Here is a 20746-nt window from a genome sequence, read left to right as displayed (position 1 = left end):
CCCGCCCTAGACATAACGACCCCTATCGTCAGGGTCTTTCCCACTGATCCCGGGCCGCCGGAAGGCGCACCGTGGGGATGTGCCTGCTACGAGTGACGCCGACGAACTGCTGCAGCCCCTGGTCGCGGCCCTGCTACGCGACCATCCCCCGGGCGAGGTCGACCCCGAGACCTTCCGGGGAGCACAGTTCGACCGCGGACTCGCGTGGGTGCACCACCCCGAGGGGCTCGGCGGTCTCGGCCTACCGGTCCAGCAGCAAGCCGTCGTCGACGATTTGCTTGCAGAGGCCGGGGCGCCGGGCCCCCCGGACCATGGCGTGATCGGCTACGGCATGGCCGCTCCGGTGCTGCTCGTGCACGGGACCGAGTCCCAGCAGCGCCGCTATCTGCGGCCGCTCTTCACCGGCGCCGAGGTGTGGTGCCAGCTGTTCAGCGAGCCAGGAGCCGGCTCGGACGTCGCGGCGCTGGCGACCTCGGCCCGGCGGGACGGCGACAACTGGGTGGTGAACGGCCAGAAGGTCTGGACGAGCTTCGCCCAGGTGGCCGACTTCGGGCTGCTCGCGGCCCGGACCGATCCCGCCGTACCGAAGCACCGCGGCATCACCTACTTCGTGATGAACATGCGCGCCGACGGTGTCGAGGTCCGCCCGTTGCGGCAGCTGACCGGCGATGCGGAGTTCAACGAGGTGTTCTTCGTCGACGCGCAGGTGCCGGACGGCGATCGGCTCGGTGCGGTCGACGGCGGCTGGCCGGTCGTGCTGACCACGCTGATGAACGAGCGGGTGATGATCAGCGGCGCGCTGCAACGCGGTGCCGGGCCGATCCAGGACGCGCTCGCGCTGTGGCAGCAGGCCGACGATCACGACCCGGTGTCGCGCGATCGACTCGTCCAGTTGTGGATCGAGGCCGAATGCCTGCGGCTCACCACCGTGCGCGCCGCTGAACAGGCCAAGGCCGGGACCCCCGGACCGGAAGGGGCCGTAGGCAAGCTTGCGGCCACCTTGCTGAACCAGCGGATCTACGACCTGTGTATGGATCTGCTCGGGCCGGACGCCACCCTGTACGACCTGGACGTCACCGCTGTTCGCGAGGACCCACGCTGGCAGTTCCTGCGGTCGAAGGCGAACACGATCGAAGGCGGCACGTCCGAGATCATGCGCAACATCCTGGCCGAGCGGGTGCTCGGCCTGCCGGCCGAGCCGAGGACCGACCGCGATCGCCCGTGGCGCGACGTACCGCGGAGCTGATCACTGCGGCATCCGCAGCCCGGCGTCGATCCGGAAGCAGTCGGCGTTCAGGTAGTCGTTGTCGACCAGATGCCGGACGAACGACGCGAACTCCTCCGGCCGGCCCGGGCGGCGCGGATAGACGAATTCCTCCTGCCGCCGTTGCCGGATTGCGTCCGGCAGGCCGGCGAACGCAGGCGTGTCGAAGGCACCGGGCGCGACCGCGAGCACCCGGATGCCCCAGACGGACAGATCCCGGGCGGTCGAGTGGACCATGGCCGTCAACGCGTACTTCGATGACGCGTAGGCACTGACTCCCAGCGTTCCGTCCAGTCCCGCGATCGACGAGGTGTGCACGATCACGCCCCGGCCACCCGACGCGGTCTCCGGCTGCCGAGCCATCGCCCCGGCCGCTTGCCGGGTCACGTCGTACGCCGCCACCAGGTTGACCTCGACCACGTGCCGCCAGGGCTCCAACGGCTGCACCTCGCCGTTGCGGCGCACGGTCCTGGTCGGAGGCAGTCCGGTGGCCGCGCAGTTCACCACGACCCGAAGCTCCCCGGCCTCGCACGCCGCCTCGACAGCTCGGGAAACGGCCGCTGTGTCGGCGAGGTCGCCCTCGACCACGATCGCCCCGGGGACCTGCTCGAGCCGACGGCTCAGCGCCTCGCCGTCCCGGTCGAGGCCGACCACGATCGCCCCATCGGCGGCGAGCCGGCAGGCAGTGGCCGCACCCAGCCCGGAGCCCGCTCCGGTGACGAGTGCGACGGTTCCAGCGATGTCCACGGCAGTCCTCCTGCTCGGTGTTTTCCTCGCAAACTAAGGACAAGCGAGGACCCCCGGCAGTGGAGAACACCCTCGCACTAGAGGCACCGGGCCAGCCGTGTCCCTCGTTGTCCGCCGATGCGTTGACCGGCCGCGAAAGCCGCCGTTAGCGTCTGAGCCAGACAGCGAGCGCCGACCAGGAGGATCGATGACCATGGCCCGCAGAGTCGCCGGCGCGTCCCCGACGGAGCTGGGCGAGCTGCGCGCGACCGTACGTCGCTTCCTTGCGGACAAGGCGCCGGAGTCGAGGGTTCGCGCCGTGATGACCAGCGACGACGGCGTGGACACCCAGCTGTGGCGCGAGCTCGCTCGACAGCTCGGGCTGCAAGGACTCGCGATCCCGGAGGCGTACGGCGGAGCCGGCTACGGGTACGTCGAGCAGGCGATCGCGCTGGAGGAACTCGGCCGGGCACTGACCTGTGTGCCGTACTTCGGCACCGTAGTCCTGGCCGCGAACGCGCTGCTCGAATCAGGTGACTCCGCGGCGATGAGCCGCTGGTTGCCCGCCATCGCGGCCGGCGAGTTGACTGCCACGCTCGCGGCCGGCGACCCGACGGCGACGACGGTGACCGCGACCCGGACCGGGCAGTCCTGGCAGCTGGACGGGACCGTCTCCCACGTGATCGATGGGCCGTCGGCCGAGCTCTTGCTCGTGGCCGGCCGGACAACGACCGGACTCGGCCTGTTCGCGGTCGAGCCCCGCGAACCCGGGGTCGTCCGCAGCCAGCAGCCGACGATGGACCTCACCCGCCGACAGGCGGCCGTCGACTTCACCGGCACCCGCGCGACCCTGGTCGGCGCGGACGGCGACGGCGAGCGGATCCTGACCCGGGTCCTCCAGTTGGCCGTGGTTGCCCTGGCGGCCGAGCAGGTCGGCGGTGCCCAGCGTTGCCTCGAGATGATCACGGAGTATGCGACGACCCGCATCCAGTTCGGCCGCGTGATCGGCTCGTTCCAGGCGGTCAAGCACCGTTGCGCCGATCTGCTGGTCACCATCGAGCTGGCCCGCTCCGCAGCCGCCCGGGCGGCGGTGTCGGCCACCGAGGACGCCGCCGACCTCGCCTTGATGGCGAGCCTGGTCAAGTCCTACTGCTCGACGGCGTATCTGCAGGCTGCCAGCGAGAACATCCAGCTGCACGGCGGCATCGGGTTCACCTGGGAGCACCCCGCGCATCTCTACCTGAAGCGCGCGAAGAGCAGCCAGCTGTTGTTCGGCGGTCCCTCCCTGCACCGCCGACGGGTCGCGCAGGCTCTCGGCCTCTGACCCGCCGGCGGCTACCGGGTCAGCCCAGCGATCGGCGCAGCGCGTCGAGCAGCCGTTCCTTGCGCGGATCCCCACCCATTCCGGTCGCGCTCAGCCGATTCGGCACGTACCCGAAACCGATCCGTGCGGCGGCGTCGCCGAACCCGAGCGAACCGCCTGCGCCGGGATGCCCGAAGGAGGCCGGACCCAGCAGCACGCTCCAGTCGGTCGGCAGCCAGAATCCCAGCCCGAACCGGGTCCGGACGAACAGCACCCGGTCGGGGCCGTCCGACTCGACCTGACGTGCCCGCTCGACCGTGTCGTCACCGAGCAGGCGGACTCCGTCCACCTCGCTCACGCAGGCGGCGTACAGCCGGGCCAGTGACCGCGCCGTACCGATGCCGTTGATCGAGGCAACCTCACTGCGGTAGAGCCGGCGCAGCTCCGACAGGCTCGGTGGCTCCGGCTTCGGGGCGAGCGCGCCGTTGAGGAACATCGTCCGCGACGACACCGACGCCGGGTCGCCGAACGCCGCGGCGATCTGGAGCTGCTGCGGCGTCGGAGGTCCCGGATCGGCCGGCACCGAAGGTACCTCGCGGGCGACCCTGTCCAGTTCGCTGTCGGGTAGCCCGATCCAGAAATCGAGTCCGAGCGGCCGTGCGACCTCGTCGGCGAAGAAGGTCCCCAGCGACCGGCCGGTGACCCGGCGGACGAGCTCGCCGACCAGCCAGCCGAACGTGACCGCGTGATAGCCATGCGCCGACCCAGGCGTCCACACCGGCGCCTGAGCGGCCAGTGCCGCCACCACCGGCTCGCCGGCCACGACGTCGTCGAACGTAACCGGCGCGTCGACCAGCGGCAGACCTGCCTGGTGGTTCAGCAGCATCCGGACCGGCAAGCTTTCCTTGCCTGCGGCACCGAACTCGGGCCAGTACGCCGCCACCGGCCGATCCAGGTCGATCAGACCGCGCTGGACCAGCAGGTTGGCGCAGATGGCGGCGACACCCTTGGTGGTGGAGTAGACCATCGCGGTCGTCGAGGCGTCCCACGGCCGCACGGTCTCCGGATCGGCGGTGCCGGCCCAGAGCTGGACCACCTCTCGGCCGTCCAGGTACACCACACAGGATGCGCCGGTCTCCAGACCGAGCCGGAAGTTCTCGGCGAACGCGTCGGCCACAAGCCCGAAGCCTTCCGCGACATCACCGTGCAGCAAGGGGTCCGCCGTACCGGCAGCCATCAGCCGAGCCGCTCGACGATCATCGCGTTCGCCAACCCGCCGCCCTCGCACATGGTCTGCAGGCCGAAGCGGCCGCCGGTCCGTTCCAGCTCGTGCAGCATGGTCGCCAGCAACTTCACGCCGGAACCGCCGAGCGGGTGACCCAGGGCGATGGCGCCGCCGTTCGGGTTCACCTTCTCCTCCTGCGGACGCAGTTCCTTGATCCACGCGAGCACCACTGCGGCGAAGGCCTCGTTCACCTCGAAGTGGTCGATCTGGGAGACCTCCAGGCCGGCCTTGGCCAGCACCTTCCGGGTCGCCGGGATCGGCCCGGTGAGCATCATCACCGGGTCGCTGCCGGTGACACTGAAGGTGTGGAACCGGGCCCGCGGGGTCAGCCCGAGTTCGCGGGCCTTCTGCTCGCTCATGATCAGGGCGGCCGACGCGCCGTCGGTGATCTGGCTCGAGGTGGCCGCGGTGGTCCGGCCCTCGGGCACGAACGACGGTTTGAGGGTGGCCAGCACCTCGAGATTGGTGTCGGGCCGAATGCCTTCGTCGGCACGGACCAGTTCGGTCCCCTCGACGATCTCGCCGGTCTCGCGGTCCATCGTCCGCCGCCGGAGCGGCACGATCTCACGGTCGAACCGGCCCTCGTCGCGAGCGATGGTGGCCAACCGCTGGGACCGTACGCCGTACTCGTCGAGCAGCTCGCGGTTCAGCTTCCAGTGCGACGTGATCAGCTCCGCCGCAATGCCCTGGGACTGCAGGCCGCCACGCGGTTCGTAGCGCGCGACCACCTTGTCGCCGTACGGGAGCAGGCCCGGCACGATCGCCGAGGCCATCGGGGTCGAGGACATCACCTCGACCCCGGCAGCCACCACGACGTCGTACGCGCCGGATTGGACTCCCTGGGCGGCGAAGTGGACGGCTTGCTGGGACGACCCGCACTGACGGTCGATGGTGGTGGCCGGAACGGATTCGGGGAAGCCTGCCGCGAGGGCGGCGTACCGGCCGATGTTGGCTGCCTGCCGGCCGACCTGCGTGACGCAGCCCATCACCACGTCGTCGACCAGCTCCGGGTCGACGCCGTTGCGGCTCATGAGTTCGCTGAGCACCTCCCCGGCCAGATCGGCCGGGTGCCAGCCCGACAGCCCTCCGTAACGCTTGCCTCCGGCGGTCCGGACGGCGTCGATCAAGACGGCGGTATTCATCGTGTGCACCCCTGGGAGAGACGGATGTGTCCCCGCCGACGCAACCATCGATCAGCGACCGCCCACAGGCGTGATCACCCTCGGGATAAGGGGAAGGCGCGGACTCAGTCGAGCAGGCCCTGGTCCAGGGCCCGGGCGAGCTCGAACCGCCCGGTGCAACCGGTCTTGGTGTAGACCCGGCTCAAATAGGCTTCGACCGTCTTCACGCTCAAGGAGACCGCGACGGCGATCTCGCGATTCGAGCGGCCGAGCTGCACCAGTCGCGCGATCTGCGACTCGGCCTCGGTCAGCAAGGCCCGCTCGGTCGCCCGGTTCCGCGGGACCTTCAGGCCGCGGTCGCGCAACCCGGCCGCCGCCCGTCGCCGCCAGGGCGCCGCCCCGAGGTCGTGGAAGACCCGGATCGCCGCGGTCAGATTCTGCTCGGGCTCGACGTCCATCGCACCGAGCTGCAGCAGTCCTTGCCCGCGCGCGAGCGCCAGCCGATGTTCGTCGGCCAAGGCAAGGCCCGCCCTGACAAGCTCAGGATCGCCGGCCGCCCGGCCACGTGCGTAGAGGATCCGGGCGGCGTTCGCATATTCCGGTACGCCGGCATCCAGCCGGTCGTGCTCGTCCAGAGCCGCCCGCGCGGCCGATAGGTCGCCGGCCTCGAGCTCGACCTCGGCCAGCCGGCCGTGCAGCATCGCCCGCACACGCGGCAGCAGGTCGTCCGCTCGCGCGAGTTGTTGCTGCAGGCAATCACGTGCGGCGGCAACGTCCCCGGCGAGCAGGTGCAAGGTACTGAGAGCCCCGCTCTCCAACGCGGCCAGCGCAGCCGATGCGGCGGCATCACCGTCCACCAGCCGGTTCGCGGCGGCCCACTCACCCCGGCCGGCTCGCAACTCCAATAACAGACCGCGGATGACGGTAAGGAACGACCGTGAACCGGTGTCAGCCAGCTCGGCCATCGCCGCTTCGGCCAGCGCGACCGCGACGTCCCAGTCACCGACGTTCGCGGCATGCTGGGCCCGGGCGACGGACAGTTCCGCTTGGTAGAGCCGCCAGTCGGACGTCGGTACGACGGCGTCCGTCGCCGCTATTGCCTCGGCGCAGGCGGCCGTATCGCCCTGCATCGCGAGCACGTAACTGATCGTCGAGTACGCGTTCAGCTGGGCCTGGACGGGCGCGTCGACGGCCGCGTCGCGCAGCGCTCCGACCAGCTCCCCCACAGCGCCGTACCCAGCCATCACGCACCGCGTGTGGACGAGATGGACCAGTGCATTGATCCGCAGTACGGCGGGCAGCGAATCGAGCCCGGCCAGCACCTCCCGGGTCGCGGCGCCGGCGTCGGCAGCCCGCCCGGCCATGGCGAGCACGTACGACGCCTGAGCAGCCAATCCCACTGTCCACCGACCGGCCACCCGCTCGGCCTCGACCAAGGCAACGGCTTCGGTCAGGGCGGACTGCTCGATCAGAGCCTCCAGCACCAGCGGCACCAGGCGAGTACGGGACTCACCTGGCGGCAGCACCGCCAAAGCCTCGCTACCCGACCCGGCCGCGTCCTCTGGTCGGCCCGCAAGCAAGTAGGCACGGGCGAGTTTGGCTGTCAGCGCCGCAGCGCCCTGCCGGTCGTTCCCGGCCAGCTCGACTGCCCGCTGGTACCACGGGATTGCGGAACGCGGGGCGGCCACTCCGACTGCCTGAGCCGCCCTTGCGAGCACCGCTATTGCGTGGGCGTCGCCGGGTCGAGCCGTCTCGCGCACATGTACGGCGATCTGCAGATCGCGGTCGGCCGACTCCGGCAACTCGGTGAGTCGCTGCGCGGCGAGGGTGTGCCAGCGCCAGTGCTCGGCCGGCCCGATCTGTTGATACAGGGCATCCCGAACCAGCTCGTGACCGAACTGGCAGCCACCGGCGCCGTCCAGCCGAAGGATGCCTCGGGCAAGCAGGTCGTCGCAGCCGGCCGCGGCGGCGGCCGGGGACAACCCCGCCAGTTCGGCGGCCAGCTCCAGCCGATCCAGCTGGACCGAACGGAGCAGCGCGATCGCCGCGGCCAGCCGTCGAACGTCGGGTGCCACCCGCAGGATCCGATGCAGAACGGCCGCACGCCGATCATCCGCCGTACTCCAGGTGGTCGGGTCAGGCCCCTCGGCCGGGTCGCCCTCGGTCAGGTCGAGCAGGGTCTGGATCGCGAAGAACGGATTGCCGCTGCTCTTGGTCCGGACCAGGTCGAGTACGTCGCTCGCGGCCGGCGCACCGATCACTACCTCGACGAGCCGGGCCAGCTCGTCGTCGGGCAGCGGACCGAGGTCGAACTGCCAGAGTTGGCGCTCGGCACGTAGCCGCTCCAGCCAAGAAACCAGCGGCTCACAGTTCGTTGCCTCAGGCCCGCGGACGGTCGCGATCACCACCAGCGGATGCTTGGCCGGCAGGCCCGAAAGGCCGGCCAGCAACACGATCGTGTCGTCGTCGGCGAGATGCAGGTCGTCCACCAGCAGCAGGACCGGCCGCTCCGTACGCAGCGCGGAGAACAGTCGCCCGGACGCGCCGTGTACCGCCGCCACCGACTGCTGTGCCGTCCCGTCGAGAACGTGGACCAGTGCCCGGGTCAGCTCCGCGGTGTCACCGGCCGCGCCGCCGAAGGCTCGGCCGAGCGCCCGCCGGAACGCCCGGTACGGGATCGCACGTTCCAGCTCGCGGGCGCGCACCCGGAGCAGATGGACCCGATCGCCGCTCAGGTGCCGGGCGGCCGCAGTCAGGGTCCGGGACTTGCCGATGCCCGCTTCGCCACGCAGGATCAGCGCGCCACCCGGGCCCTCGGTGGCACGGCGGACCGTCGCGACCAGGTCAGCGAGTTCCCGCTCCCGGCCGGTGAACGGCGGCTCGGTCCATCGCGGCCCGGAGCCGAGGTCGGTGCTGCTCATGGCTGCATGGTTTCAGGTGGATTCGATCCGGTAGACGCTGAGGGCCGTACCGGCGAACACCGCCTCCCGTTCGGAGGGGCTCAGATCGGCGGTGACAGCGTCGTACGTCGCCCAGATGTCGCGGTAAGTCATCGACGGACGCTCGACCGGGAAGTTGCTGGCGAACAGGCATCGGTGCGGGCCGAAGATCTCGATCGCCTCGCGGATCAACGGACCGCCTGTCTCCGGACCACCGGCCATCCCGATGGCCGACAACTTGAGCTTGGCCCACGGGACCTGATCGGCGAAGGCCCGCAGACCGCTGCGCCAACGGTCGAGGTACTGCGCCGCGGGCGGTACGCCGAGGTGCTCCAGTACGAGCGTCAACTCCGGCAACTCGCGGAAGACGGTCACGGCCTGCGCGAGTTGGTGGTCCCACACCAGCAGGTCGAACGACAACCCGCGAGCCGCCAGCCGGCCCAGGCCGCGGACCCAGCGGGGATCGTCGAGCAGGTTCGACCGCGGCACGTCGGCCCGGGTGGAGGTGGGATCGAACCACGCCTCCTGGCGGATTCCCCGGAAGAACGCGTACTCCTGGTGCCGGGCGAGCACGTCGCCGAGATCCGGCCGGCGCAGGTCGGCGTACCCGACGCAGACTGTCGGAACGGGCGGATCGCCGGCTTCGGCCAGTTCGGCCAGCCAACTGGTCTCCGCGACCGGGTCCAGCGCGTGCGACATCTCTGCCTGGACGTGGACGGTCGCGGCCAGGTCGAGTCCGTCGCTGTCGGCACGAAGGTCGCCCGGCAGGTAGTCGGCCCGCAGCGGTTCGCACCCCGGGTCGTCCAGCCACGGGTACGGCAGCACCTCGAGATCCCACAGGTGCACATGGGCGTCGACGAATCGCGGCAGGCTCACGAGCTGAACTCGTACGTCGCCAGGCCGTCGGGACTCATCGAGACCAGGCCACCGTCGACGAGCAGGTCAGATCCGGTCACGAACGACGCGCCGCTCGAGGCCAGGAAGCCGATCGCGGCGGCGACCTCGAACGGCTCGGCGCAGCGTCGCAGCGGACAGTACGAGCCCCAGATCGGCTCCCACTTCTCCCGGTCGCCGCCGGCCGAGCGGTCCAGCACCTCGGTCCAGACGTAGCCCGGGCTGACGCTGTTGACCCGGATCCCCCGGGGCGCGAGATCGAGCGCCTGGCAGCGGGTGATCTCCAGGATCGCGCCCTTGCTCGCGTTGTAGGTCCACCGGTTCGCCTGCGAGACGTGACCGGACACGCTGGCCACGTTGACCACCGCCCCGCCGCCCGCGGCCGCCAGCGCCTCCACCGCCCGAGCGGTCAGCCGGGCCGGGCCGACGAGGTTGACGTCCAGGGTCCGCTGCCAGTCGTGCGGGGTCGCGTCCACACCGGCGAGCAGGAACACCCCCGCGTTGTTGACCAGTACGTCGAGCGAGCCGTCCGGGCCGGCAGCGGTCGCCACCAGTCCGTCGTGAGTCGCCGAGTCGGAGATATCGCCGGTGACCGGCTGGAACGCCGGGCCGAGCTCGCGCCGTACCGTCTCCAGACCGTCGGGATTCAGGTCGACGCCGGTAACGACGGCGCCCTCGGCAACGAACTGCCGAGCGGTCGCCGCACCGATCCCGCTGCCGGCACCGGTGACCAGCACCCGCCGGCCGGCGAACCGCTCGCTGATCGGGGTCGGTCGCGGTGCCCGAGACAGACCGGACGGGTCGTTGTGGGTGGTCAGGGAAGCGATCCGGTCATCCTCGACCCGCATGATGTTGACGCCTTTGAGGTCGTACGTCGTACCGCCGGCATCGGTGAACACGGCACTCCACTCGATCGCCGCCTCGTCCGCATCGCCGTACGCCCGTCCGACCCGCACGCTGAGCCCGGGGAACTCGGCGGCACTGCGCTCGTAGAAGGTCCGGATCTGCGCGTGTCCTTGCAGATCCACCCCCGGCCCGCGCCACCGCGCGTCCGGAGTGAAGAACGCGAGGATCCGGTCGATGTCCCGGGACTCCTCGGCCTGCCAGTAACGTCGTGCGATGTCTTCGACCGAGCTCATCCGGTCGCTCCTCTCACAGCTTCGTCGCTCTCCAGGGGATGCAGCGCGAGCGGCCGGACGTGAACGTCCATCCAGCCCCACAACGGCAATGAGGTGAGCTGCTCGTGCAGGGCGGTGGCATCCGGCGCGACCCAGATGCCCACGTTCGCGGTGCGACCAGGAATCCGCCAGAGCCGGTGGATGACCCCGGCCTTGCGCAGCACCCGAGCGCGCACCGTCTCGGCCGCCAGCAGCCGGAGGCGCTCGTCCTCAGGACAGTCCGGCGGCAGGTTGATCTCGATCTCGACCAGGAACTCCATCTTCTCCATCCGTTGGATCTCACCGGTCAGCCGATGAACTGGCCGCCGTTCACGTCCAGGACCTGACCGGTCACGTACGAACTCCGCGGTCCGGCCAGGAAGGCGATGCAGTCGGCGACCTCCGCGGCCGATCCCAACCGGCCCGCCGGGATCTTCCCGGCCAGGACGGCCAGACGTTCGGCGCCGTACGTCGCGGTCATCGGCGTCTCGATCACGCCGGGGGCTACACAGTTGACCCTGATCCCGCGGCCCGCGAGTTGCCCGGCCAGCGCGCGGGTCAGGCCGATCACACCGGCCTTCGATGCGACGTACGCCGGTGAGCTGTACGTCGACGCGGTCCGGCCGGCGATCGAGGCCACCGTGGTGATGCTGCCGCCGCTCGAGCCGAACAGCGGTGCGGCAGCCCGGCAGACCCGCAGCGTTCCGGTCAGGTTGACGTCGATCACCTGGCTCCACACGTCGTCCGAGCAATCAGCGACCGAGCCCACGTGCACAATGCCGGCACAACACACGACTGCGTGCAGCTCACCGAACCCGGTAGTCGCTGCTAGCAACTTATTGACCGACTCGGACGAGCCGACGTCCACCACGACCGCCTCGGCCCGCAGCCCTTGACCGGCAATGTCGGCCCAGACGGCCGCGGCCTTGGCCTCGTCGCGATCAGCGACGACGACGAGGTAGTCCTCCCGGGCCAGCGCCGTACAGGTGGCCGCTCCGATACCGCCACCGCCGCCCGTGACCACAGCGACTCTGCGGGCCATCAAGAAGCCGCCGTCCGGATCCGGCGGAGTCGCTCGGGTGACGGCTGCAGGAACTCCAGCGTGTTGCCGTCCGGATCGTGCAAATAGCACGCAGCGCCGCCGGCATTGGCGCCCTCGGTGATGCTGACCGGCTCGTTGCGGAACCGCGCGCCGGCCGCTCGGGCTCGCGCGACGAGAGCCTCGATGCCGTCGACCAGGAAGGCCAGATGGCCGGCGCCGACCTGGTTCACCGCGACCGCCTCCCCGTCCGACTGCTCAGCGACGTACTGAATGAGCTCGATGTCGTGCGTCGACGGTCCGGGCGGCGTACCTGGGATGCGCAGCTGAGCGACTTCGAGTACGGCGCCCTCGACCCCGACCAGCTTGCGCGTGTAGTCGTTGTCCTGACGCTGCCGATGCACCAGCTCCAGCCCGAGCGCATCGACGTACCAGGCCAGTGCCTTGTCGATGTCGCTGACCGTGAAACCGTGATGGAGGATGCCGAAGATCATCCGGCCACCCGTGCCGCAGCGGTGAGGGTACGTGCGGCTGCCACGATCTGGTCCGCAGCCGGGATCACTGCGCGTTGCAGTGCGGGCGCGGCCGGCACGCGGGTGTCCGGCGCGCCGATCCGAGCGACCGGCTGGGCGAGTTGGTCGAAGTGCCGCTCGGAGATCCGCGCCGCAATCTCCGCACCGAAGCCACCGGTCCGGTTGGCCTCATGTGCGACGAGCACCCGGCCGCCGCTCGCAGCGACCGCTTCGGCCAGGGCCTCGTCGTCGATCGGGTTCAGCCAGCGCAGATCCAGTACGCCGACCTCCAAGCCGTCCCGGCTCAGCACAGCCGCGGCAGCCAGCGCCCGATGCACCATCGGGCCCCAGGTGACGATGGTGAGGTCCGCGCCTCGCCGATGCCAGCGGGCGCCGTACGTCGACTCGCTCGCCGCGTCGACGAACACGTCGCCCTTCTCCTGATAGAGCTCACGCGCCTCGACCAGAATCACCGGATCCGGGCCGGCGATCGCGGCACGCGTCATCGCATAGGCGTCTGCCGGCGTCGCGGGGACTCCGACGATCAGTCCGGGCACATGCGCGAGTACTGCTTCGAGGCTCTGCGAGTGCTGGGCGCAGGAACCGGGTGTCGCGCCCTGCTGGAGGCGGACCACCAGCGGTGCGGTGAGTTCACCGCGGTTGATGTAGCGAACGTTCGACGCCTGATTCACCAGCTGGTCGAAGGCGACCCAGAGGAAGTCGCCCCACATGATCTCGACGACCGGCCGGAGACCGGTCACCGCCGCGCCGACGGCCGATCCGAGGATCGCGCTCTCCGCGATCGGGGTGTCGAAGACCCGGTCCGGGCCGAAGGCCTTCTGCAGGCCGCGGGTCACGCCGAAGATCCCGCCGGCGAATCCAACGTCCTCGCCGTACACCACCACCTCGGGACGAGCGGTCAGCTCATCGCGCAGCGCCAGGTTCACCGCCCGTTGGTACGTCAGCTCGGTCGCCTGCCCGGTGCGCTCGGGTGGGCGGACCGGGCTGATCTCGGCGATGACGTGAGCGGTCGCGGTGCCGGGATCGGGTTCGGGCATCGCCAGTACCCGTTCGGTGGCCGCGTCCAGTTCGCTGTCGACCGATGCCTCGATCTCGTCCAACTGGGTGGCCGGAACTCCCGAGGAGAGCAGACGCGCACGCAGCCTGGCAATCGGCTCGCGCTCCTGGGCCTCGGCGCGATCAGCCGCCGGCCGGTAATGCTCGATGTCCTTGTTGTAGTGCCCCGACAGTCGAACGGTCCGGCACTCCAGCAGCGTGGGACCGGCGCCCTCGCGAGCACGCTGGGCCGCGGCCGCCACCGCACGTCGAACCGCCTCAGGATCGCAGCCGTCGACCACCTCCGCCGCAATGCCGTAGCCGGCGGCACGATCGGCCAGCTCCGGGGTGAGGCGGGTCAGCACGGCAGGCGTCATCTCCGCCCAGCCGTTGTTCTCGCAGATCACGACCAGTGGAAGCTTGTTGCTGGCGGCAAACACCAGGGCCTCGTGCACGGACCCCTGGCTCATGGCGCCATCGCCGATCGACACCACCGCCACCCCGCCCGTGCCGAGGCGCGCGGCGGCCAGCGCCACTCCGGTCCCGATCGGCACACCTGCTCCGACGATCGAGTTCTCGCCCAGCAGCCGGTGCTCAGGCGAGGACAGGTACGCCGACCCGCCGCGGCCACCGTTCACGCCGTCGGCCCGTTGACAGATCTCAGCGAGCAACCCGTCGATTCCGACGCCGCAGGCCAGCGCCCAACCATGACCGCGGTAGGTCGCCAGGATCCGGTCCTCGTCCCCGAGTGCGCGCAGCGCGCCGACCGGAACGGCCTCCTGCCCGAGACAAAGATGCATCGAGCCGGCCACCACGCCGTCCCGGCTGAGTTGAAGGCAACGCTCCTCGAACCGCCGGATCGTCACCAACTGACGGTAATCGTCAAGGTCTGACACAGCCGCAGGCTCCTTCGCTCGGGTCGCCCGCCGTCACCTTCGACCGGCGACCGCGTTGATCAGCCCACGATCGACCGCCCGGCCGGCGCCGCGATAGCAGGGATCACCCCTGGATTAGGACACCCACGGCGAGCGCGCATCCTCATGAGTTCAAGGCCGAAGGGCTGGAATCGTCTGCGATCTCGGCAATCGACACGTTGCCGGCCAGCAGGCCGCCGTCGACCGGGAGGGTGATTCCGGTGATCCAGGATGCCTGGTCCGAGGCCAGGAAGAGCACGGCATCAGCGACGTCCTCGCTCTGGCCGACCCTGCCCAGCGGATAGAACCGGACAAGGCGCTCGAGGACGGCCGGATTCCTTTCCATCCGGCGCTGCCAGACGGGCGTCGCTATCGTGCCCGGGGCCACTGCATTGCAGCGGATCCCGTGTCGGCCGTACTCGGCCGCGATGGCCTTCGTGAAGGAGATCAGCCCGGCCTTCGCCGCGGAGTAGACGGTCTGGCCGAAGTACTGCACGCCGTTGACCGAGCTGAGATTCACGATCACCCCGCTGCCTTTCGCGACCATGCCCGGCAGCACCGCACGGGTGAGTCGCATCGCGCCGGCCAGATCGACGTTCAACTCTCGCAACAACGCCTCGTCACTCATCTCGGTGAACGGGGTGTCCGAGCAGATCATCGCGTTGTTGATCAAGACGTCGATCGGACCGTACCGATCCTGAATCCCGGCCAGCACGTCCGGAATCCCCTGTGCGTCGGTGACGTCCAGCCGCAGCGCGAAGCTACCGGGCGTCATGGCCGCCGTCTCAGTGGCGGCGGCCTCATCAATGTCGGTGACGGCCACCACCGCACCCTCAGCAGCAAAGGCCTGTGCGGTCACCCGTCCGATGCCCGACCCCGCACCGGTGATCAAAACAACCCGCCCCTGAAATCGCATGCCCACTCGGACCCTCCTCGCCGGTCTCTCTGTCGAAATCATCCATGCTGTCCGTCGGAGGCGACCGGCAAGGCAGGGATCGCCTGGCCATCGATCCGCAAGTCGGCCACCATTGCCGTGGCACAGCGGCGACTCGCCGGCATCCCCTCGCACCGCACTGGAGCTGAACCATGATCCGCAGAAAAGCACTGGTCACCGGCGGCGGCAGCGGCCTCGGCGAGGCAACGGCCCGGCGATTGCGCGCCGACGGCCTCGACGTCGTCACCGTCGACCTGCGCGGCGCCGACGTTGCGGCCGACGTCACCGATGAGGAGTCGCTGGCGCGCATCGCAACGGAGGTAGGCCCGATCGACGTCCTGGTGAACTCCGCGGGGGTGGTCGGACCGAACCGGCCGCTGATCGAGACCACGGCCGATGAGTGGCGCGAGGTGTTCGAGGTGAACGTCATCGGCACCGTGAACACCCTGCGGGCGTTCGTGCCGACGATGTGCGAGCGCGGCTGGGGCCGGGTCGTCAACATCGCGAGCATGGCCGGCAAGGACGGCAACCCGAACCTGTCGGCCTACTCCGCATCCAAGGCTGCGGTCATCGGGCTGACGAAGTCGGTCGGCAAGGAACTGGCCACCAGCGGTGTCCTCGTCAACGTCATCGCTCCGGCCGTCATCGCGACGCCGATGAACGATGACACCGCACCGGAGGTACTGGCGCACATCACGAACCTCATCCCCATGAAGCGGGTCGGTCGGCCCGAGGAAGTTGCGGAGCTGGTGGCGTTCCTCTGCTCCGAGCGGGTCAGCTTCTCGACCGGGGCGGTGTACGACATCAGCGGTGGGCGAGCGACCTACTGAGTGCGCCGCTCAGCAGCATCCGGATACGAACGGCTCCTCGCTCGGTGATCCTGCCGCCTCGACATTGGTTGGGGGTGGCGTAGCGCCTACGGTGGTCCGCATCCGATCGATGGAGGCACGATGGTCGACTTCTCGCTCAGCGACGAACAGCGGGCGATTCGTGAGACGACGCGGGACTTCGTACGCAAGGAGCTGATGCCGCTGGAGAACGAGGTGCTCAGGCGGGAGCGGGCAGGGCTGCCAGGAGTCGAGCCCGACGTCGTGACCGAGCTCAGACTGAAGGCGAAGTCGTTCGGGTTCTGGGGACTGAGTACGCCCGAGGAGTACGGCGGGATGGACCTGTCGGCGGTCGACCAGACGCTGATCACGAGCGAGCTCGGGCGGACGTTCGTACCGTTCTCGTTCGGCGGCGAGGCCGACAACATTCTGTACGAGAGCAACGAGGATCAGCGCAAGGAGTACCTGCTGCCGACGATCTCGGGTGAGCGCAAATCGTGTTTCGCGATCACCGAGCCGGGCGCCGGCTCCGACACCCGCGCGATCCGGACCACCGCCCGCCGGGACGGGGACGAGTGGGTGATCCGGGGCGAGAAGACCTTCATCACCGGAGGCAACGAGGCGGACTTCGCGATCGTGATCGCGGTCACCGACGCCGAGAAGGGTTCGAAGGGCGGGTTCACCGCGTTCCTGGTCGACCGCGATCGTGGCTGGACGTCCGATCCGATCGTGACCATGGGCCAGGCGGTGCCGGCCACGCTCAACTTCGACGACGTACGGGTCCCGCACGATCACGTCCTCGGCGAGATCGGCCAGGGATACGAACTGGCGATGCGCTGGATCATGAAGGGCCGCTTCATCATCCCGGCCCGCGGGATCGGTGCCTGCGAACGGCTGCTCCAGTTGGCGATCGAGCAGGCGACGACGCGGCAGACGTTCGGCAACCCGATCGGCGACAACCAGGCGATCCAGTGGATGATCGCCGACTCCGAGGTCGAACTCGAGGCGGCTCGCTGGCTCGTCCTGTACGCCGCCTGGTCCGTCGATCAGGGTCGTCCGCCCCAGCACGACAGCGCGATCGCCAAGCTCTACGGCACGAACACCGTCAACCGCGTCGCCGACCGGGTGCTCCAGATCCACGGCGGGATGGGCTACACGAAAGAGCTCCCGATCGAGCGATGGTTCCGTGAGGTCCGGCTCTGGCGCATCTTCGAAGGTACTGACGAGATGCAGCGACTGATCATCGCCCGCGACCTACTCCGCGGCTACCGCAAACCAGGTGCCCACTTCAACTGACGCGGGCGGAGGTCAGCAGGGTTCGGACCGGCCGTCAGAGCCGCAGTGGGATGATCGGGCGGTGAAGATTCTCTCGATTCAGTCCGCGGTCGCTTTTGGGCACGTGGGCAATTCGGCCGCCGTCTTTCCGCTCCAGCGCATCGGAGTCGAGGTGCTGCCGGTGTACACGGTGAACTTCTCGAACCACACCGGGTACGGCGCGTGGCGGGGGCCGATGATCAGCCCGGACGACGTACGAGAGGTTCTCCTGGGCATCGAGGACCGCGGGGTTCTTCCGCAGATCGACGTGATTCTTTCGGGCTACCAGGGCGGCGAGGGGATCGCTGACGTCATCCTCGAGGCCGTGCAGCGGGTGAAGGCGGCGAATCCCTCGGCGGTGTACTCCTGCGACCCGGTGATGGGGAACGCGAAGTCCGGATGCTTCGTTGCTCCGGCCATTCCTGTGCTGCTGCGCGACCGGGTGGTTCCGGCCGCCGACATCATCACGCCGAACCAGTTCGAGCTGGGGTTCCTGACCGACACCGAACCTGACACGCTCGAGTCGACGCTGGCCTCGGTGGAGCTCGTGCGGGCGACCGGACCGCGCACGGTATTGGTCACCAGCGTCGAGCGCCCCGACCGTGAGGACGGCACGATCGAGATGCTCGCCGTCGACGACAATGGCGCATGGCTGGTGCAAACGCCGTACATCCCGATGAAGGCGAACGGCTCGGGTGACGTGACGGCCGCGCTCTTCACGGCCCACTACCGCCGTACGGGCGATCTCGCCGACGCCCTCGCCCGGGCAACCTCGAGCGTCTTCGACCTGCTCACCCGCACCCACGAGTCAGGAGAGCGCGAGCTCCAACTCATCGAGTCCCAGGACGCCTACGCCAACCCCCAAATGCAGTTCACCCCCCACCGCATCGCCTGACCAGCCAGGCGAGCCCGGATCCAGCTGACGAGTCAGAGGGCCGGAGTCATCAGGGCCAGCATCGCGGCGATGCCGGCGCACGAGAGACCGTGGCAGCTGCAGGCAAGTCGGTGGCCGGGGGCGCGTGCGACCCGGACTGCCCACCAAAGCGTCGCGAGGGCCAGCAGGCCGGCCACGACCCAGCTGAGGAGTGCCGCCCAGGCGTGCAGCCCGGTCAGGTCGTTGATCGAACCGCGACGGTGCTCGTGGACCATCGCCATGGCGGGCATGTCCATCACGGCCGGCATCAGCGCCGGCATCGTGATCAGCATCCACACCATGCCCAGATTCATTGCTGCATGCATCAGTTCACCGGCCCGGGTCGGGACCGTGTCGGAGCCGGACAGGCGATGGAAGAACACCAGCGCCATCGCACCGAAGACAACGACCTGGGGCCACCGAGCACCTGTTGCCGATGGCCACCACAACATCACCACCATGGCCGGGCTCATCACGACATGGTTGACGTCGACAACCGTTTCGAAGCCCTGGGAGCGTGCCGTTGCCAGCCGCCACAGGTTGTACAGCCCGGTCGCCGCGAACACCACCGTCAACGCAACTGGCCAGACTCCACTCAGCACGTCCGCTCAACTCCAGCCCACTCGACAACGACCAGACCACCGTGGGAAATGTCTTCACGGATTTACCTGCAACGGCTGCTGATGTCAACTCGTATACCCGAGTCATGTTTCGAGATCATTCGAATTGATTTACATTCCATTGCCCGCGGTATCAACTAGGAGCGGGCAGAAGCACACAAATCAACTATAAAGGAGGGAAATCAATGCGAACCCTGCGCTATTTCTTGCGTTCGAACTTCGGCGGAACCGATAGGCCCGGCGGACTTTGGGTCAAGTATCGCATGCCGTTCTGACATCCGTCGGCGGTCCGCCGCGCAAAGGGGCGGACCGCCGATTTCTGGTCACGTCGGCACCAGGGAGGGGCAAGACATCGAGACCGTCGACATATCCGAAGCCGAGACCGAACAATTCATCGCCGCTCCGGCTGCCATCCTCGAACTGTGGTCGAAGCAGCCGCAGATCGGGGTGCGGGTGCTGGCGGACGGCCGCTTCGTCGTCACCGATCCGCGACTGGCCCGGAGGTCTCTGAGGAGCACGACCGAGCCGCTTCGGGCCGAGTCGGCGCCGTTCGGCGGGATCCCCGGATGGATTCCCGGATCTGCGTCTGGACGTCCCGCCTCGGTTGCGATGGCAACAGCCGTGGAGGCGGCGACGCGGGCGACCTCACCGGACCGGATGAACGAGCTACTGACCGAGTTCGGGGCCGGCGCCACACCCTGGCCGGCAGCAGCAGGTGAGCTCTGTCTGCGGATGGTGTTGCCGCACGTGCTGCCGAACGTCGATAGGCGACTGGGCACCCGCGCCGGCCGAAGTCTGGCCACCCTCGCCGGTCTGGCACACGACAGCACCCGGGGAAGGCGCTGGAAGGCGCGACTGGCCCACAGCAGAACCCTGTCCACCCTGTACGGCGAACTGTCACAGACCAGTCAAGGCAACGAACTCGTCGCCGTCTTGCGCGCCGTCCTCGGCTCGGACGACGAGGTCGCGCTCGCGGTGGACGGTCTGATCGTAGCCGCGTGCCGCGCGACGTCGGTCGCCCTGAGCTGGTCCATACTCCTACGGGCCGGCTGGACACCGGAAACGCCGGCCGGCGCGGTTCTGCAGTTGCCGCCTGTCCCGTCCGGAGATCCTCTGCGGGAGGCCCTGCGCCTGTGGCCGCCCGCCTGGCTGCTGCATCGCGACGTACGGCAGTCGGTCGCGATCGGCGATCGTACAGCGGAGCCGGGCGGTCAGGTGCTCGTCTGCGTCTACCTGATGCATCGGCGACCGGAGATTTGGGAGGATCCCGAGTCCTACCGGCCGGAGCGATGGATCGATCCGCCGGAGCGGTACCGAGATGCGTACCTGCCCTTCGGTCTCGGTCCGGCCGCCTGCATCGGTGCACGGTTCGTCACCGACGTCCTGACGCGGTGCCACCAGGTGATCAACAGTGCCGAACTGCGGATGATCGACAGCATGCCCGTGCTGGGGCCGCTGTGCGACCCACCGCGGTTCGCGCTCACCTTGATGGATGCCGGTCCGGCCGAACCACCAATCGCAGCAACAGGAAGGAGGTCTGCATGAGTAACAGGGAGTGGTAGCCCACAGAAGGCCCCCGTGCAACTGCAGGTGGGCCCGTCGCCGGGGGCCTGGCTACCACAGCGACTGCTGGTCCGGCTTCTGCCTCCGGGTGCAACGTGTACCTGCTGACCAGCTTCGAAATGGTTACAGCTCACTTCTCGCTGCCCTTGCAGAGGTGCGCGATTCGCTGCCGCAGACGCGGCGCCTCCAGCCCGGTGGAGTCACTGAGTAGCGCGGCTGCCGAGGCCCTAGGCTGATCCACCCGGTGGCAGGGCCCGCCAGACCAGGTCACCGAACACAAGCCGCCACCCCAGTGGCCGTCGTGCCCCGCTCCGATTGGTGCGCGAAGCCCTTCCCCAGTTGACGCTTGGCGGTGGAGTTGTGGT

General features: G+C 69.2%; 18 protein-coding genes. 6 read left to right on the top strand and 12 right to left on the bottom strand.

The features are described from left to right. Positions 1–79 precede the first annotated feature (79 nt). Positions 80–1246: an acyl-CoA dehydrogenase family protein gene (locus AB0L70_RS40420; RefSeq protein WP_363692222.1), complete on the top strand. Its 1167-nt coding sequence runs from the start codon at positions 80–82 to the stop codon at positions 1244–1246. Here the strand turns inward: AB0L70_RS40420 and AB0L70_RS40415 are convergent, their stop codons facing one another. Then, on the bottom strand, positions 1247–2011 hold the full coding sequence (locus AB0L70_RS40415) for an SDR family NAD(P)-dependent oxidoreductase (RefSeq protein WP_363692221.1): 765 nt from the start codon (positions 2009–2011) through the stop codon (positions 1247–1249). A gap of 187 nt (positions 2012–2198) precedes the next feature. On the opposite strand from AB0L70_RS40415, the gene AB0L70_RS40410 reads away from it, so the two are divergent. Continuing rightward, the gene (locus tag AB0L70_RS40410) at positions 2199–3314 is read left to right on the top strand and encodes an acyl-CoA dehydrogenase family protein (protein WP_363692220.1); all 1116 of its coding nucleotides are present in this window, start codon (positions 2199–2201) and stop codon (positions 3312–3314) included. A gap of 19 nt (positions 3315–3333) precedes the next feature. Here the strand turns inward: AB0L70_RS40410 and AB0L70_RS40405 are convergent, their stop codons facing one another. The 10 genes from AB0L70_RS40405 to AB0L70_RS40360 all read right to left on the bottom strand — a co-directional run bounded on the left by AB0L70_RS40405 (position 3334) and on the right by AB0L70_RS40360 (position 15126). Further along, positions 3334–4530, bottom strand: a complete 1197-nt coding sequence (locus tag AB0L70_RS40405; protein ID WP_363692219.1) for a serine hydrolase domain-containing protein — start codon at positions 4528–4530, stop codon at positions 3334–3336. Further along, positions 4530–5720, bottom strand: a complete 1191-nt coding sequence (locus tag AB0L70_RS40400; protein ID WP_363692218.1) for an acetyl-CoA C-acyltransferase — start codon at positions 5718–5720, stop codon at positions 4530–4532. The genes AB0L70_RS40405 and AB0L70_RS40400 overlap by 1 nt, the downstream gene beginning before the upstream one ends. Before the next feature lie 104 nt (positions 5721–5824). Then, a complete protein-coding gene (locus AB0L70_RS40395; protein ID WP_363692217.1) occupies positions 5825–8620 on the bottom strand; it encodes an AAA family ATPase in 2796 nt (931 codons plus the stop codon). A gap of 12 nt (positions 8621–8632) precedes the next feature. Next, complete coding sequence (locus AB0L70_RS40390) at positions 8633–9514, bottom strand: amidohydrolase family protein (protein ID WP_363692216.1); 882 nt, start codon at positions 9512–9514, stop codon at positions 8633–8635. Beyond that, on the bottom strand, positions 9511–10671 hold the full coding sequence (locus AB0L70_RS40385; RefSeq protein ID WP_363692215.1) for an SDR family oxidoreductase: 1161 nt from the start codon (positions 10669–10671) through the stop codon (positions 9511–9513). Before AB0L70_RS40385 ends, AB0L70_RS40390 begins: the two co-directional genes overlap by 4 nt. After that, positions 10668–10979 (bottom strand): muconolactone Delta-isomerase family protein, encoded by a 312-nt coding sequence (locus AB0L70_RS40380; RefSeq protein WP_363692214.1) that lies wholly within the window; start codon positions 10977–10979, stop codon positions 10668–10670. Before AB0L70_RS40380 ends, AB0L70_RS40385 begins: the two co-directional genes overlap by 4 nt. A 17-nt stretch (positions 10980–10996) precedes the next feature. Next, positions 10997–11731: an SDR family NAD(P)-dependent oxidoreductase gene (locus tag AB0L70_RS40375; protein WP_363692213.1), complete on the bottom strand. Its 735-nt coding sequence runs from the start codon at positions 11729–11731 to the stop codon at positions 10997–10999. Continuing rightward, positions 11731–12222, bottom strand: a complete 492-nt coding sequence (locus AB0L70_RS40370; RefSeq protein WP_363692212.1) for a VOC family protein — start codon at positions 12220–12222, stop codon at positions 11731–11733. The genes AB0L70_RS40375 and AB0L70_RS40370 overlap by 1 nt, the downstream gene beginning before the upstream one ends. Next, positions 12219–14162, bottom strand: coding sequence for a thiamine pyrophosphate-dependent enzyme (locus AB0L70_RS40365; RefSeq protein WP_363692211.1), 1944 nt, complete (start codon positions 14160–14162; stop codon positions 12219–12221). Before AB0L70_RS40365 ends, AB0L70_RS40370 begins: the two co-directional genes overlap by 4 nt. A 172-nt stretch (positions 14163–14334) precedes the next feature. After that, the gene (locus tag AB0L70_RS40360; RefSeq protein ID WP_363692210.1) at positions 14335–15126 is read right to left on the bottom strand and encodes a glucose 1-dehydrogenase; all 792 of its coding nucleotides are present in this window, start codon (positions 15124–15126) and stop codon (positions 14335–14337) included. A gap of 170 nt (positions 15127–15296) precedes the next feature. Here AB0L70_RS40360 and AB0L70_RS40355 point away from each other — a divergent pair, with 170 nt between their 5' ends. From AB0L70_RS40355 to pdxY, 3 genes are all read left to right on the top strand, one after another. Continuing rightward, positions 15297–15974 (top strand): SDR family NAD(P)-dependent oxidoreductase, encoded by a 678-nt coding sequence (locus AB0L70_RS40355; RefSeq protein WP_363692209.1) that lies wholly within the window; start codon positions 15297–15299, stop codon positions 15972–15974. Between the two features lie 120 nt (positions 15975–16094). Continuing rightward, positions 16095–17267 (top strand): acyl-CoA dehydrogenase family protein, encoded by a 1173-nt coding sequence (locus tag AB0L70_RS40350; protein ID WP_363692208.1) that lies wholly within the window; start codon positions 16095–16097, stop codon positions 17265–17267. A gap of 61 nt (positions 17268–17328) precedes the next feature. Further along, positions 17329–18180 (top strand): pyridoxal kinase PdxY, encoded by an 852-nt coding sequence (pdxY, locus tag AB0L70_RS40345; RefSeq protein WP_363692207.1) that lies wholly within the window; start codon positions 17329–17331, stop codon positions 18178–18180. A 32-nt stretch (positions 18181–18212) separates the two neighbouring features. Here pdxY and AB0L70_RS40340 read toward each other — a convergent pair whose 3' ends face one another. Then, positions 18213–18800 (bottom strand): DUF5134 domain-containing protein, encoded by a 588-nt coding sequence (locus tag AB0L70_RS40340; RefSeq protein ID WP_363692206.1) that lies wholly within the window; start codon positions 18798–18800, stop codon positions 18213–18215. A 627-nt stretch (positions 18801–19427) separates the two neighbouring features. Here AB0L70_RS40340 and AB0L70_RS40335 point away from each other — a divergent pair. Next, positions 19428–20363 carry a cytochrome P450 gene (locus AB0L70_RS40335; RefSeq protein WP_363692205.1) on the top strand — a complete coding sequence of 312 codons (936 nt, stop codon included), beginning with the start codon at positions 19428–19430 and terminating at the stop codon, positions 20361–20363. The last annotated feature ends 383 nt before the right edge of the window (positions 20364–20746 follow it).

This window comes from Kribbella sp. NPDC051952 (assembly GCF_040680855.1).
In the GTDB taxonomy this organism is placed as follows: domain Bacteria; phylum Actinomycetota; class Actinomycetes; order Propionibacteriales; family Kribbellaceae; genus Kribbella.
Note: the sequence above shows the minus strand (reverse complement) of the source record. Positions and strands in the feature narration are given on the sequence as shown.